11 protein-coding genes and 1 other RNA gene are annotated in these 14,230 nt (G+C 72.7%); all 12 read left to right on the top strand.

Features of this window, described 5'->3' with window-relative positions; genetic code table 11:
- The first annotated feature begins 32 nt into the window (after positions 1-32).
- The 12 genes from smpB to ACXR2U_RS19090 all read left to right on the top strand — a co-directional run bounded on the left by smpB (position 33) and on the right by ACXR2U_RS19090 (position 14,066).
- A complete protein-coding gene (smpB, locus tag ACXR2U_RS19145) occupies positions 33-551 on the top strand; it encodes an SsrA-binding protein SmpB (RefSeq protein WP_458826676.1) in 519 nt (172 codons plus the stop codon).
- A 104-nt stretch (positions 552-655) separates the two neighbouring features.
- Positions 656-1,028: a transfer-messenger RNA gene (ssrA, locus tag ACXR2U_RS19140) on the top strand.
- A 90-nt stretch (positions 1,029-1,118) separates the two neighbouring features.
- On the top strand, positions 1,119-2,060 hold the full coding sequence (locus ACXR2U_RS19135) for a hypothetical protein (RefSeq protein WP_458826675.1): 942 nt from the start codon (positions 1,119-1,121) through the stop codon (positions 2,058-2,060).
- Positions 2,061-2,121: 61 nt separating this feature from the next.
- On the top strand, positions 2,122-5,565 hold the full coding sequence (locus ACXR2U_RS19130; protein ID WP_458826674.1) for a fibronectin type III domain-containing protein: 3,444 nt from the start codon (positions 2,122-2,124) through the stop codon (positions 5,563-5,565).
- 10 nt (positions 5,566-5,575) lie between these two features.
- On the top strand, positions 5,576-8,347 hold the full coding sequence (locus tag ACXR2U_RS19125) for a GAP1-M domain-containing protein (RefSeq protein ID WP_458826673.1): 2,772 nt from the start codon (positions 5,576-5,578) through the stop codon (positions 8,345-8,347).
- A 72-nt stretch (positions 8,348-8,419) separates the two neighbouring features.
- Positions 8,420-8,998 carry a TerD family protein gene (locus ACXR2U_RS19120; protein WP_458826672.1) on the top strand — a complete coding sequence of 193 codons (579 nt, stop codon included), beginning with the start codon at positions 8,420-8,422 and terminating at the stop codon, positions 8,996-8,998.
- Between the two features lie 171 nt (positions 8,999-9,169).
- Positions 9,170-9,745, top strand: coding sequence for a TerD family protein (locus ACXR2U_RS19115; protein ID WP_458826671.1), 576 nt, complete (start codon positions 9,170-9,172; stop codon positions 9,743-9,745).
- A gap of 59 nt (positions 9,746-9,804) precedes the next feature.
- Entirely contained in the window at positions 9,805-10,950 is a 1,146-nt protein-coding gene (locus ACXR2U_RS19110) for a DUF475 domain-containing protein (protein WP_458826670.1), read from the top strand.
- Positions 10,951-10,965: 15 nt separating this feature from the next.
- A complete protein-coding gene (locus tag ACXR2U_RS19105) occupies positions 10,966-11,655 on the top strand; it encodes a TerD family protein (protein WP_458826669.1) in 690 nt (229 codons plus the stop codon).
- A gap of 85 nt (positions 11,656-11,740) precedes the next feature.
- On the top strand, positions 11,741-12,964 hold the full coding sequence (locus tag ACXR2U_RS19100; RefSeq protein WP_458826668.1) for a toxic anion resistance protein: 1,224 nt from the start codon (positions 11,741-11,743) through the stop codon (positions 12,962-12,964).
- 8 nt (positions 12,965-12,972) lie between these two features.
- Positions 12,973-13,491: a hypothetical protein gene (locus ACXR2U_RS19095; RefSeq protein WP_458826667.1), complete on the top strand. Its 519-nt coding sequence runs from the start codon at positions 12,973-12,975 to the stop codon at positions 13,489-13,491.
- Between the two features lie 8 nt (positions 13,492-13,499).
- Entirely contained in the window at positions 13,500-14,066 is a 567-nt protein-coding gene (locus ACXR2U_RS19090) for a TerD family protein (protein ID WP_458826666.1), read from the top strand.
- Positions 14,067-14,230: the final 164 nt, after the last annotated feature.

Raw genomic sequence — 14,230 nt, 5'->3', positions numbered from 1 at the left:
CGGGCCCCCGCCCGCTGACGGATACTGGACGCATGGCGAACGCGGTGAAGGGGTCGAGCAACCGACCCGAGGGGCGCTCGGTCGTCGCGCAGAACCGCAAGGCCCGCCACGACTACACGATCCTCGAGACGCTCGAGGCGGGCCTCGCGCTGCAGGGCACCGAGGTGAAGTCGCTCCGAGAGGGGCGGGCGAGCCTCGTCGACGGGTTCGCGATGATCGACAACGGCGAGGTGTGGCTGCACAACGTCCACATCCCGGAGTACGACAAGGGCTCGTGGACCAACCACACCGCTCGCCGCACCCGCAAGCTGCTGCTGCACCGTGCCGAGATCGAACGGCTCATCGGCAAGACCAAGGAGAGCGGGCTGACGCTCGTCCCGCTCTCGCTGTACTTCACCCGCGGCAAGGCCAAGGTCGAACTCGGGCTCGCCCGCGGCAAGCGGTCGTACGACAAGCGTCAGGACCTCGCCCGCCGCGACGCCGACCGCGAGGTCAGCCGGGCGCTGGGGTCGCGGCTCAAGGGTCGCGGCCTGCCCGTCGGCGCCGACTGAGGCGTCCGCCGCCGTCCGAGGTGGGCGGTGGGAAGACCGGGCTGGACGGCCGCGTTACGCTCACTGTCCGACCTCGCCACGACGGGAGGGCGGCGTTCCACCGAGGGGGTGCAAGGTTTCGACCTCGTACGTGGAGTCGAGAGAAGCGGGCCGAGGAACGTGCTGCTGCCCTCGTTAATCATGCGGCACAAAACAACACAAGCGCCGACAACAGTCGCGCCGGCTACGCCCTCGCTGCCTGACAGCGATCGCGTGCCTGTCAGCCCGGGTTTGTCACCGACCCGGTCCGCTGGCATCAGCTAGGTGACTGACCGTCCGACCCGGCCACGGGGTCGGACGGGACATCTCACAGTGGCTGAGCCCGTCACCGGGTCGTGTGCGTCACCGGTGGGGCCGAGAAAAACACAGCACACTGCGCCCGGAGAAGTCTCGGCGAAGCGGCGGGGGACGGGGGTTCGATTCCCCCCACCTCCACCCTCGCAGACGGCCCCGTGACCCACCGGTCACGGGGCCGTCGTCGTCCCGGCCGGATTTGCCCCACCCGACCACGCGTGATGGGGTGCCGCCGTGGGCTGGGTCGGGTCGGACACGTTCGGGGCGGTCCTCGACCTGCTGCGCGACGCCGCGGTGGCGGGCTGGCTCGCGACCGTCGTGTTCTGCGCCGTCGCGGGCGTCGCCGTCGCCCTGTGGGCGGGGGTGCCGTGGTGGGCGGGCCTGCTGCTCGGCGCCGTGACCCTCTACCTCGGCCTCGCGGTGCTGCTCGTCGTCGGCGGCGTCCGGGCCGGTGGACGCGCCCGCAACGCCTACGTCGCCCGCTCCGCCGCCCGAGGCGCGCCGTCGCCGCCTCCGGCGGTCACCGGTCCGCGCCAGCCGTTCGTCACGCCGGGGCCGTTCAGCGCGCCGGGGCCGTTCAGCGTGCCGGGGCCGTTCAGCGTGCCGGGACAGCAGCCGGTCGAGCCGTCGGTCTGGCGACGCGGCCGCGCCCGGGTGCGGCGCGGGTGGCGGTGGTGGACCCGGACGCCTCCAAGCCGTGCCGACGTGGTCGTCGCCGTCCTCACGCTCGTGGTGGCGATCGGGCTCGTGGTCGCGACCCGGGTCAGCTGGGTGAGGATCTCGGCGGTCGGCCGGGAGGTGACCGGTCTCGGTCCGTTCGCCATCCAACTCGGCCTGTTCGTCGTGCTCAGCGCTCTCGCGGCGGTGGTGTGCGCGGCGGGCGTGCTGCGGTGGCGTTCGGCGTGGTGGCCGGTGCTGCTGGCCTGGTTCGCCACCTGGTGGCTGCTCGTGGCCGTCGAGGCGATGCGGGCCGAGGGGGCGTTGACGGCGCTGAACCGGCTCGCCCGCGACCAGATCCGGAGGCGCAGCGGCTACGACGTGCGACCGGAGCTCGAACTCGGGGTGGGCTGGTCGGTGATGGTGGTGCTCGGGGTGGCGATGATGGTGCTCGCGGTCGCGCTGCTCGTCCTGCAAGGTCGCCGGACGGCCCATTACCCTGCGGCTGCACGATCATGACCAGCGGCGGGGGCCGCCCACCCGGGCGACCCCGGCGTTCCACTGCCCATCCGAGGAGACCATGACCGCCGGTCGCGATCCCGACCTGCTCGCGTCCTTCCGCGTGCGCGTCCAGGCCCACCCGCTGCTCGCCGGGTTGGGGGAGGACTACCTGGAGGCGGTCGTCGCGGCGTCGCCGTCCTCCGACGCCGACGAGTTGCGGACCATCGCCCGCGACTTCGCGCCGCTGCACCCGGGGCAGGTGCTCCCGCTCTGGTCGGCCTGGCGGCAGTCCCAGCGGGAGGTGCAGGCGGCGACGCCCGACACCCCGCCCGAACCCGAGCCTCCGGTCGTCACGTCGCAGCAGGAGACTTTGGTCCACCGCCCGCTCCAGGCCGCGCCCGAGCCAACCCCAGAGCCGGAACCGACGCCCGAACCGACGCCGGAGCCGGAGCCCGAGCCGGAACCGACGCCGGAGCCGACGCCCGAACCGACGCCCGCACCGACCGTCGAGACCGGCCCGACCGTCGAGCTCATGACGCCGCCGGAGCCGGTCGACGCGGCGCCGAGTGGGTCGGCCCCCGCCCCGGCGCCGGTCGAACCCACACCGGCGCCGGGTCAGGCCGAGTGGAGGTTCCAGCCCGACGCCGGCGTGCCGACGCCCGAGACCGTCACGCCCGAGACCGTCGCGCCCGAGACCGGCACGCCCGAGACCGGCACGCCCGAGACCGTCGCGCCCGAGACCGGCACGCCCGAGACCGGCACGCCCGAGACCGGCACGTCCGAGACCGGCACGCCCGAGACCGGCACGCCCGCGGTCGACGTCGAACCCGTCCCGGCCGCACCGTCTCCCGAGGTCACCGACGCCCCCGCGCTCGGCGCCGTCGCGGACCAGGCGGCGTACGGCATGCCCGCGGCGCCTGAACCCGAGACGCCGGAGGCCGAGACGCCCGCTCCCTCGCCGTCCCGCCCCGTGCCGGAACCCCAGCGCGCGCCGGTGTTCGACGACGACACCCCGCCGCCGCCCGGCGTCACCGACCTGCGCGGCCGGGCCGCCGGACGCGCGATCCGCCTGGTGTGGACCCGCCCGGCCGGGGTGGCCACCGTGCGCGTCTACCGCAACCGGTCGGTGCCGGTGCCGACCGACTACTTCGTCCACCTGCGCCAGCCGGTCGACGCCGGCGCGAGCGACTGGGTCGACACCGACGTCGACCCCGGCGTCGTCTACCACTACCGCGTCACCACCGTCGACGACGCCGGGCGCGAGTCCGGTGGCCTCGATCTCGAGGTCGCCGCACCCGCGCTGCCCGCCCCGCTCACCGACCTGGACCTGGAGACCGTCCAGCGCGGCCGTGCCCTCGCGGTCGACCTGTCCTGGCCGGTGCCCGCCGACGGCGCCGAGGTGTGGGTCCTCGCCGGGAACTCCGAGCCGCAGCGGCCCGTCCCGCACGAGCAGGTCACCACCGACCAGGTCGCGAGCCTGGGCCTGGGTGAACGCGCCCACGGCGAGGCCAGCGTGGTGCACGGCCGGGCCGTGCTCGCCGACGTCGCCGTGCCGGGCGACGGCACACGGGTCTGGTTCACCGCGGTGAGCGTCATCGGCGAGATCGCCGTGGTCGGGCTGACGGTCGCCGCCATCGCGGTCGCCGCGCCCTCCGACGTCGAGGTCGTCGACCGCGTCAGCTGGCAGCTGGTCCGCTTCGAGTGGCCCGCCGGCGCCACCTACGTCGACGTCGCGCCGCGCTACCGCGGTGACGGCGCGGGCGGTGAGGCTCCGGTGTGGGCGAGCCGGCTGCGGATCAACCGCGACCGGTACGACCGTGACGGCGGGGCGCTGTTCGACGTCCGGCACCCGCTCGACGTCGTCCCGCACCAGCTCGCGCTGCGCGGGGTCGACCGCTACGCCGGCCGCGAGCAGCACGGCCCGGCCGTCACCGTCGACTACGCCGGCCGGTGGCTCATCGACTACCACCTCGCCCACCCGTCGCGGCACTCCAGCGCGCGGCAGTACACGGTCGAGATCCGCTCGCTGCACCCGCAGGCGCACTGGCAGAGCCCCGGGGTGGCGGTCCGCGTGCTCCACCACCCGTACCGGATGCCGTTGTCGCCCACCGGCGCCGACGTCGTCAGCCTGCCGATCCACCGCGACGCCGAGCACGGCCTCGGGGTCGTCGAACTGCCCCCGGGCGCGCTCATGGCCGGGGTGCCGACCCCGGTGGGCCAGGTCGAACTGCCCGACGGCTTCGTGCGGGTCGTCGTCGACTCGCTGGACCCGCGCACGCCGGCGACCGTCCTGGACCCGCCGCCGCCGGTGCTGCTGCCGCCGAGCCGGCGGGTCAACGCCCGGCTGTTGCCGCACCAGTTCCGGTGCCGGCGCTGCCTCGCGATCGAGGACCGGTTGCCGCAGGTCTTCGAGTGCGAGTTCCGCGACTGCCCCGGCCGGGGTCCCAACGGGCCGCAGCGGTTCACCCCGGCGCCGCCGCCGGTCCAGCCGGGCGCTCCGGGGCCGGGGGGACCCCCGCTGGTCGCGGGCACCGACTGCCCCGCGTGCCGGCGCCGGTCCACCCGCGAGGTCTGCAAGCAGTGCCTCGCCGCCGTCCCGCCCGCCTGGTTCGCCACGGAGCCGTTCCCCGTCGTCATGGCCGGGGCCAAGGCCACCGGCAAGTCGGTGTTCGCCCACGTCGCGATGACCCAGCTGCAGGACCGGGTCGCGCGCGACCTGCCGGGCCACGTCACCGAGTTCGACGCCGAGACCGCGCGCCGCCTGCACGATCTGCGCGAGCTGTTCCGCGGCCGGATGCTCCCGGTCTCCACGCAGGGCGAGGACGGCTTCCGGCCTCTCACCTTCACGGTGAGCTCGAACCACGAGGAGCCGCGGCAGCGCACTCTCGCCGTCCACGACCTCTCCGGTGACTGGATCCAGGACCGGGGCGCGGTCGACCGCTACCGCGACCAGCTGTCCCGCGCGGCCGGCATCGTGTTCCTCGTCGACGTCCTGCAGGTCCCGGACGTCGTCGACTACCTGCAGGGCGACGTCGCGACGTTCGGCACGGACGCGCTCCAGGACCCGGTCAAGGCACTGTCGAACGTCATCGCCTCGATCCGGGCGCGGGTCGGCCTCCCGCCCGACGTCCCGATCCAGGTGCCGATCGCCGTCGTGGTGTCCAAGCTCGACGCTCTGCACCTGCTCACCCGGTCTACCCGCTCGGGCGTCGACGCCCCGGAGGCCGCCACCAGCGTCCGCCGCGGCATGGCCCTGACCCGCGACCCGTACGGCGGCGGCGCGAGCAGCCCGCTCTACGACGTCGCCGACGCCTGGTGGGCGCACCAGGAGACCCGCAGCCTGCTCACGAGCCTGCAGGCCGGGGCGCTGGTCGACATCGTCGAGCGGAACTTCGCGGCGTTCCGGTACTTCGGGGTGTCGGCGCTGGGCCACAGCCCCGCGCCGGGCCAGCGCGGTGTCACCAGCTTCGCCCCGTTCCGCGTCGACGAGCCCTTCCGCTGGTTGCTCGCCGAACAGTGGTGAGGACACACCCGTGAGCACTCCCGGCCCGGGGCCCGGCCACGCCGGCGCAGCGCCGGGCGACACCACGCTCGCCCAGGTCGTGTTCGCCGACTGCCGCGCACCGGGGCCGGTGACCTCGTCGCCCGGCTGGAAGGTCAAGGACGTCGCGGTCGCGCCCGGCACCGTGCCGCCCAGCCGGCGGACCCTCGAGGCCGTCGAGTCGGTGGCGCAGGTCCACCACGCCGACCTCGCGCTCGCCGCCGCCGGTCGCTCGGCCGAGGCCCCGGCGACGCTCAAGCAGCTGCGCCTCGACGACGTCGTGCTGCTGGCCAACTTCGCCGACGCCGGCCTCGACCGCACTGGACGGGCGAGCCACACCGTCCACGGGATCCTGCACGACGGCATGCTCAGCTCCCCGGACGGCACGTTGCGGCGCCCGGTCGAGTTGCTGGACTCGCCGATGTGGCTGCGGCCGGTCGGTCAGGACGCCGTCGAGGCGCTCGCCGTGGCAGGCCGCCCGTTCGACCTCCCCCGCGGTCCGGTCGACCTCGACGCCGTCGCGGGTGACGACTTCCTCACCGACCTCGACCGCCCCGAGCGCATCGCGGCGCTGCCGATCGTCCTGGAGGCGTTCCGCTCGGCGCTGGAGGAGGGCGCGACCCTGGCGGTCGTCGCGCCCGACCGCGACGAGGTCGTCGGCTGGCTCGCGCTGCTGCAGTGCCTGCTCGACCCGGCGTCCGCGGCCCGGCTGCGCTTCTCCACGCGCGAGGACCTGCACGACGGTCACCTGAGCGACCTGCAGGTGATCGGCGTGCTCGCCACCCGCGGCCTGCGCGACGCCGTGCCCGACTACCTCGACCCGCGGGTGCTCGTCGTTGATGTCGCCAACCCGCCGGCGTCCGGTCCCGACGGCAGCTGGGCGCTGCCCGGCGGGACCACCCTGCACCGCTCGCTGTGGACCGATGTCGCCGAACTCGTCCTGTCCTCGCCCCGCACGGCCCGCCTGGTGCGGCGCACGCTGGACGACCTCGCCGTGACCGCCGGGCCGACCGTCGTCGCCGCCCCGCTGTGGGCGCTGCCGCTCGCCACCGTCGTCGCGGGCATCGAGACCATCGAGCCGCCCGCGGTCCTCGGCCTGGTCGTCCGCAACTGGCCGCCGGTCGAGGTGGGCGCCGCGGCGGTCGCCGACACCGTCGCCCGGCACTTCCGCGAACTCCAGCGCGAGGACCCCACGCTCGCGGCGTCGCTCGCCCTCCAGCTCGGCCCCGGCGTGCCCACCCGCGTCGTCGACGACGTCCTCGACGCCTGGGTGCACCAGGTGCTGGCCGCGCCCGGCGCCCCGGACGGCGGGGCGGTCTGGCCGGGGCGACGGTTGTCCGAACCGGCGGCCGCGTCCCTCGGCCGCGAGCTGCCCGCGCTCATCGGCTGGTTCGACGGTGCCCCGCCGGACGGGGTCGGCGGGGCCGCGGTGCGGGTGTGGAACGTGAGCACCGCGGTGGGGGTCCCGCCCGAGGCCGTCGCCGCCGCGCTGCGTCCGCACGTCGGGCCGATGCCCGAGCTGCTGACCGACCCGACCTTCGACCCGGTGGCCGCGGGCTGGGGCCCGGTGCCGCCCGGGCTCTGGCAGATGCTGCTGTCGCGGCTGCTCGACGACCGGCTCGCCGCCGGCGGCGGTGAGGTCTCCGACGCCAGTCACCGGTGGCTCGAACCGGTGCTCGGTGACCTCGACCGTCCCGAGGCCGCCGCGCACGCGCACCGCCTCGAGCTCTCGGCCTACGGCTGGCACCGGGCCTCCCACACGACCGCGCCCGCCGAGGACCCCTGGTTCGGCGCGGTCGTCACCGCGGCCCGCGGGCGGGCCCTCGCCCGCGAGCCGGGCCGCACCGTCGCCGTGGCGTTGTCGACCGCCCTGCGCGAGACGTTCGGTGACCGGCCGCTACCGCCGGAGATCGCGCTGGCCCTGCTGGCCGACCTGCCGATGGCCGAACTCGACGGCGCGATGGTCGTGTCCACCCGCTCGTTGGTGGGCAGCGACGGCGGTCCGGAGTACCGCAAGGTCGCGGACTTCGTGTGGCAACGACTCACCGCCGCCAGCGCGGAGCAACGCACCGACGCGGGCCTGGTCTACCTCCACGTCGTGCTCGACGCGCTCGTCGAGGGTGGACCGGAGGCCGCGGCCGACCCCAGCGTGTGCGCCGCGGCCGAGTACCTGGCGGGCACGGTGCTGCCCTCGCTGCCCGAGAGCCGGATCCGTGACATCGGCTGGTCGGTCGTGCTCGGGTGGGTGCTGCGGCTGCCGATCGCGGTGCTGCGCTCCACGGTCGACGACCCCGACCAGCCGGACGACTCCGGCGTCACCACCACCTACGGCGCGTACGTGAGCTCGCTGCTCGGCGACGCCGACATCGCCACCCCCGTGCTGGACGCCGCGTTGGAGTCGGTCCTGCGCCGCCTCGAACCGGCCGCGGCCCGACGCGTGCTCGCCAACCTCGTCGTCCGCACCGGGCTGGTGTTCCTGGAGTGGACTCTGCCCGCCCGTGACGAGCCGGTCGGGGTGTACCTGCGGCTCTCGGCGCCGGGCAACGTCAGCCGGTTCATGCGCGAAGCGGTCGCGATGTGGCTGGAGAGCCAGCCGCCCACCGAGATCGAGGAACTGCGCCGGGCGGTCGGCGACGTCATCTACGGCCTCGCCGACCTCGGGTGGGGCCCCGAGGAGATCCACTACCTCGAGGAGGACCGCGAACACCTGTTCGCGATGCTGCACAACCGCAACCTGTTGGGCCGGGTGCGGCCGCCCCGCTGACGGTCGCCCTCCGGCTCCGGGTCGACCCCGCTACGGTGGCGAGATCGTCCGTCGCATACCAAGGAGCAGCTCGTGGCCGGAGTGTCTCTGTCCAAGGGTGGCAACGTCTCGCTGACGAAGGCCGCCCCCAACCTCACCGCCGTCACCGTCGGCCTCGGGTGGGACGCCCGCACGACCACCGGCGGCGACTTCGACCTCGACGCGAGCGCGCTCGGGTGCGACGTCAACGGCAAGGTGCTCGCCGACAACTGGTTCGTCTTCTTCAACAACCTCGCCTCGCCCGACCAGACGGTGCAGCACCTCGGTGACAACCGCACCGGTGAGGGCGAGGGTGACGACGAACAGATCAACGTCAACCTGCAGGGGTTGCCGGCCGAGGTCGACAAGGTCGTGTTCATCGTGTCGATCTACGACGCCGAGAAGCTGCAGCTGAGCTTCGGTCAGGTGCGCAACGCCTTCATCCGCGTGGTCAACCAGGCCGACGGCAGCGAGCTCGCCCGCTACGACCTGTCGGAGGACGCCTCGACCGAGACCGCCATGGTGTTCGGCGAGCTGTACCGCAACTCCGGCGAGTGGAAGTTCCGCGCGATCGGGCAGGGTTACTCCAGCGGCCTCGGCGGCATCGCGCGCGACTACGGCGTCAACGTCTGAGCCGGACGTTCACGCGCCGTTCGCTCACGGGGGAGGGTCCCGGGGAACCACTCGGGCGCTTCCGGCGTCCGACTCCACGACGAACCGTTAGGGTTCGGTCAACCCGGTTCCGGGGAAGGAACCGTCACGATCGCGGGCCCGCGGGCTCGCCTCGACGAGAGGTGTGAGCACATGGGTGTGTCCCTGTCCAAGGGTGGCAACGTCTCGCTGACCAAGGAGGCGCCGGGTCTGACCGCCGTCACCATGGGTCTCGGCTGGGACGCCCGGACCACCGACGGCACCGCCTTCGACCTCGACGCCAGCGCCATCGGTGTCGACGCGGGCGGCAAGGTCCTCAACGACTCGTTCTTCGTCTTCTTCAACAACCTGAAGACCCCCGAGGGCTCGATCGAGCACAAGGGCGACAACAAGACCGGTGAGGGCGACGGCGACGACGAGCAGATCGCCGTCAACTTCGCGGCCGTGCCGGCCGAGATCGACAAGGTCGTGTTCGTCGTGTCGATCTACGGCGCCGACACCGCCGGCCAGTCCTTCGGCCAGGTCCGCAACGCCTACATCCGCGCGGTCAACGCGGGCGACGGCACCGAACTCGCCCGCTACGACCTCTCCGAGGACGCCTCCACCGAGACCGCCATGGTCTTCGGCGAGCTCTACCGCAGCGGGGCGGAGTGGAAGTTCCGCGCCATCGGGCAGGGCTACACCAGCGGCCTCGCGGGCATCGCCCGCGACTACGGCGTCAACGTCTGACCCGGTAGTCCCCACACCCCGGTCCGAGCGCCAGCACCCCTTCCGATCACGGAGACCTGATGTTCCTCAAGACCTTCCGGTGGTCGTTCGTCGTCACGCTCGTCGGTCTCGGCCTGGCGTTCTGGTACGACTCGGCCACCGGCCTCGCGCTCGCCGCGATCCTCGCGGTCCTGGAGATCTCGCTCAGCTTCGACAACGCGGTGGTCAACGCCACCGTGCTGGTGAAGATGAACGACTTCTGGCAGAAGATCTTCCTCACCATCGGCGTGATCATCGCCGTGTTCGGCATGCGGCTCGTGTTCCCGCTGCTCATCGTCGGGGTCACCGCGAAGCTGAACCCGGTCGAGGCCGTGCGCCTCGCGCTGGAGAAGGGCGACCCGGAGGAACCCGGGACGTACGGGTTCCTGCTCAACGACGCCCACCCGGCGATCGCCGCGTTCGGCGGGGCGTTCCTGCTCATGCTGTTCCTCAACTTCGTGTTCGAGGAGCGCGACGTCCAGTGGCTGACCTGGCTCGAGCGCCCGCTCGCGAAGCTCGGCCGGCTCGACGCCCTCTCGGTCGTCGTGGCGCTGGTCGTCGTCGCGGTCGCGGGTGAGGTGCTCGCCCCCGACGACAAGGTCTCGACCGTGCTGTTGTCCGGGATCCTCGGCGTCGCCTCGTACCTGCTCGTCGACGGACTCGGGAGCCTGTTCGACGTCGACGAGGAGGGTGAGGACGGCGAACCCGCGGAACCCACCCGCGCGCAGGCGACCGGGCAGGTCGCACTGCGGGCCGGCAAGGCCGCGTTCTTCACGTTCCTCTACCTCGAGGTCCTCGACGCGTCGTTCTCCTTCGACGGTGTCATCGGGGCGTTCGCGATCACCTCGGACCCGATCATCATCGCGATCGGCTTGGGCATCGGCGCCATGTTCATCCGGTCGCTCACGGTGTTCCTCGTGCACCACGGCACGCTGAGCAAGTTCCCGCACCTGGAGCACGGCGCGCTGTGGGCGATCGGCGCGCTCGCGGCGATCCTCATCATCAGCATCGAGTACGAGATCCCCGAGGTCGTCACGGGTCTCGTCGGGGTCGCGTTCATCGGGCTCTCCTTGCTCACGTCCATCCGGTACAACCGGACCCACCCGGACGAGGACGGAACCGGGGACGTCGAAGTGCCGGGTGGCGCCGGAGCCGCACCCGTGGCCGCCGGCGGCGGCCAGAACTGACGAGGGAGTCAGCACATGCCGATCGACTACACCAAGCGCCCGACCAGCGGCGGCTCCGGCCAGCCCCCGCCTCCGGGGCAGCCGCCCGCCGGTGGCGGTGCGCCGGTCAGCCTCTCGAAGGTCACGCTCACCAAGGCCCAGCCGACGGTGTCGCTCGCCAAGCACGGCGGGGTCGGCGGCACGTTGCGGGTCTCGCTGAACTGGAACGCCAAGCCACCGTCGGGCCTGTTCAAGCACAGCAACCCGATCGACCTCGACCTCGCCTGCCTCTACGAGTTCAGTGACGGCAGCAAGGGTGCCGTGCAGGCGCTCGGCAACATGCTGCAGGCGCCGGCGCAGGTGCCGAACCCGATCGTGCGGTTGTCCGGTGACGACCGCAGCGGTGGGGGTGGCGAGGAGATGTTCGTCGACCTCAACCAGGCCGCGTCGATCAAGCGGATCATCGTGTTCGCGTTCATCTACGAGGGCGCGGCGAACTGGGCCGAGGCCGGCGGCGTGGCGCGGCTGTACCCCGCGAACGGGCCGGAGATCGAGGTCGCCCTCGACGAGCCGCGCAACGGTGCCCGCACCTGCGCGATCGCGCTGCTGACCAACACCGGCGGCGACATCGACGTGCGCCGCGAGGTCCGGTACATCGACGGCATGCAGCAGGCGCTCGACGAGGCCTACGGCTGGGGCATGCGCTGGCAGGCGGCACGCAAGTAGCCGTCGCTCCGAGCGTCGTCGTACGTTCGAGCTCAGCCGCACGCTGGACCACGAAGACCCACGTTCCCGGGAGGGGAAGCACGCGATGTCCGAACTCGACCTCGGCGCCACACCGACGGCGACCGCCTCGACCGGCCCGGCCGCGGGCTCCACCGACCTGGTGCTCGCGCCACCGCCGCCGGTCGTCGTCGTCAAGCAGGAGCAGGCCGCGGGTGCCGTCCCCCTCGACCCGGGGACCCAGTCGGCCCTGCAGCAGCGCGCGGCCGGGTTCGCCGCGGAGCTCGCGAGCGTCGACGCCAAGTCACCGGAGTTCACCAAGAAGGTCGCCTCGATCACCTCGATGGGCACCAATGAGCTGCGGGCCTCGGCGCAGGTGTCGAACCGCATGCTCGACCGGCCCGCGGCCGCGCTCGGCAAGAACGGCGGCGACGCCCAGACCCGCGTCGCGGGTTCGTTGGTGGAACTGCGCAACGTCGTCACCGACCTCGACCCGAACCGCGCGGACCTCACCGGCATCAAGAAGGTGCTGAAGTGGCTGCCGGGCGGTGACAAGATCGCCGCGTACTTCGCGCGTTACGAGTCGGCGCAGAGCCAGCTCGACGCCATCATCAAGGCGCTGTCCTCGGGCCAGGACGAGCTGCGCAAGGACAACGCGTCGATCGACACCGAGAAGCAGAACATGTGGACCACCATGGGCAAGCTCTCGGAGTACAACCAGCTCGCCAGCGCGCTCGACGACGCGATCGTGCAGAAGATCGCCGAGCTGGAGGCTGCGGGGCGCACCGACGACGCGAACGCGCTCAAGTCCGACGCCCTGTTCGAGATCCGCCAGCGGCGCCAGGACATCCAGACCCAGATGGCGGTGTCGGTGCAGGGCTACATGGCCCTGGACCTGGTCCGCAAGAACAACGTCGAACTCATCAAGGGTGTGGAGCGGGCGCAGACCACCACGCTCGCGGCGCTGCGCACGGCCGTCATCGTGTCGCAGGCGCTCTCGCGGCAGAAGCTGGTCCTGGACCAGATCACCGCGCTCAACGCCACGACGTCCGACCTCATCCAGTCGACCTCGGAGCAGCTGAAGCTGCAGGGCGCGCAGATCAATCAGCAGGCGGCGAGCTCGACCATCGAGATCGAGAAGCTGCAGGCCGCGTTCGACAACGTGTTCCAGACGATGGACGCCCTCGACACGTTCCGCTCCCAGGCGACCGAGAGCATGCAGCAGACCGTCACCGCCCTGCAGGGTCAGATCGACCGGGCGCAGCCATACCTGGAGCGCACGCGCCGCGGTGAGCTCTCGCAAGGCAGCTGAGGCAGGAGGTGGCCTTCTTCGGACGCGGCCGGGACCGGGACCGGGATCGGGACCGGGAGAAGGACCGGGAACAGCCGGCACCGGCGGACACCGGCCCGTCCGAGGACGATCCCCACGTCATCGGCGCCACCATCTGGGACCAGATCCGGTTCATCAACGCCAGCGCCGGGCAGCTGCCGGGTAGCGCGGTGGTCGAGGCGCGTGGGGTCACCGACACCCTGCGGGAGATCGTCGGGACCTCGCAGGTCCGCCCGCTCGACGTCTACACGCTCGTCGCGCTCAGGGGGATCGTGTACGACTACCTGCCGACCACGCTGCGGACGTACCTGTCACTCGACCCGTCGCTGGTCGACGTGCCCAGGCCCAACGGGCAGACACCCCGGCAGTCGTTGGACGAGCAGCTGTCATCGTTGCAGGATGCAGCGGACCGGGTGCTCGAGGCGACCCGCGCGCAGGACGTCGACGCCGTCATGACCCAGGGCAACTTCCTGTCCACCAAGTTCAGCCGTTCCGACCTGGATCTCTAGGGAACTCCGTGCCTCCTGCCATGCGTCGCGGCGCCAACGTGTCGCTCACCCGTGAGATCCCCGGCCTGCGCACGGTGGTCATCGGCGCCGACTGGGACGTCGGCAGCGAGACCGTGCTCGGCGAGAACCTCGTCACGGCGGCCCTGCTCACCGGGCACGACGAGCGGGTGCTGTCCGACCGGCACTTCGTCTTCTTCAACCAGCTGCACTCACCCGACCTCTCCGTCGAGGCCATGGCGGCGGCGGTCGGCGGCGACGACGACCAGATCGAGGTCGACCTGCCCGACGTCCCGCCCGAGGTCGAGCACATCGTGCTGGTGCTCTACGTCAACGAGGGGCCCGGCCCGCGCCGCACCCTGGGGCAGCTCAAGCGGCTCACCCTGCGGCTGCTGGACGCCCGTGACAACAAGGAGATCGTGCGGTCGGAGGACCTCGCGCCGGGCCTCGGCGCGGAGACCGCGATCGTGCTCGGCGAGCTGTACAAGTACTCCGACGGCTGGCGCTTCAAGGTGGTGGGGCAGGGCTACGCGAACGGCCTCGGCGGCGTCGCGCGCGACTTCGGGCTGACCCTGTGACGCTGCCGAACCCGAAGTTCGCGCCCCGCCGGGACGATCTGCCGTGGCTGCGGCGTCGGCGCGTGAAGCCCGCACCGGTGGTGGCCACGCCGCCCACGCAGGCGGCGACACCGCCCCCGCGCGCGACGACGCCGGCACCGACCCCCACCCGGCGACCGGCCGCC

Source organism: Jatrophihabitans sp. YIM 134969 (assembly GCF_054456675.1).
The sequence above is the reverse complement of the archived record's forward strand: the minus strand, read 5'-3'. Positions and strand labels throughout refer to the sequence as shown.

Coding starts and splice junctions, on each gene's coding strand:
- smpB (WP_458826676.1), top strand. CDS start 33: ATGGCGAACGCGGTGAAGGGGTCGAGCAACCGACCCGAGGGGCGCTCG.
- ACXR2U_RS19130 (WP_458826674.1), top strand. CDS start 2,122: ATGACCGCCGGTCGCGATCCCGACCTGCTCGCGTCCTTCCGCGTGCGC.
- ACXR2U_RS19115 (WP_458826671.1), top strand. CDS start 9,170: ATGGGTGTGTCCCTGTCCAAGGGTGGCAACGTCTCGCTGACCAAGGAG.
- ACXR2U_RS19110 (WP_458826670.1), top strand. CDS start 9,805: ATGTTCCTCAAGACCTTCCGGTGGTCGTTCGTCGTCACGCTCGTCGGT.
- ACXR2U_RS19105 (WP_458826669.1), top strand. CDS start 10,966: ATGCCGATCGACTACACCAAGCGCCCGACCAGCGGCGGCTCCGGCCAG.
- ACXR2U_RS19100 (WP_458826668.1), top strand. CDS start 11,741: ATGTCCGAACTCGACCTCGGCGCCACACCGACGGCGACCGCCTCGACC.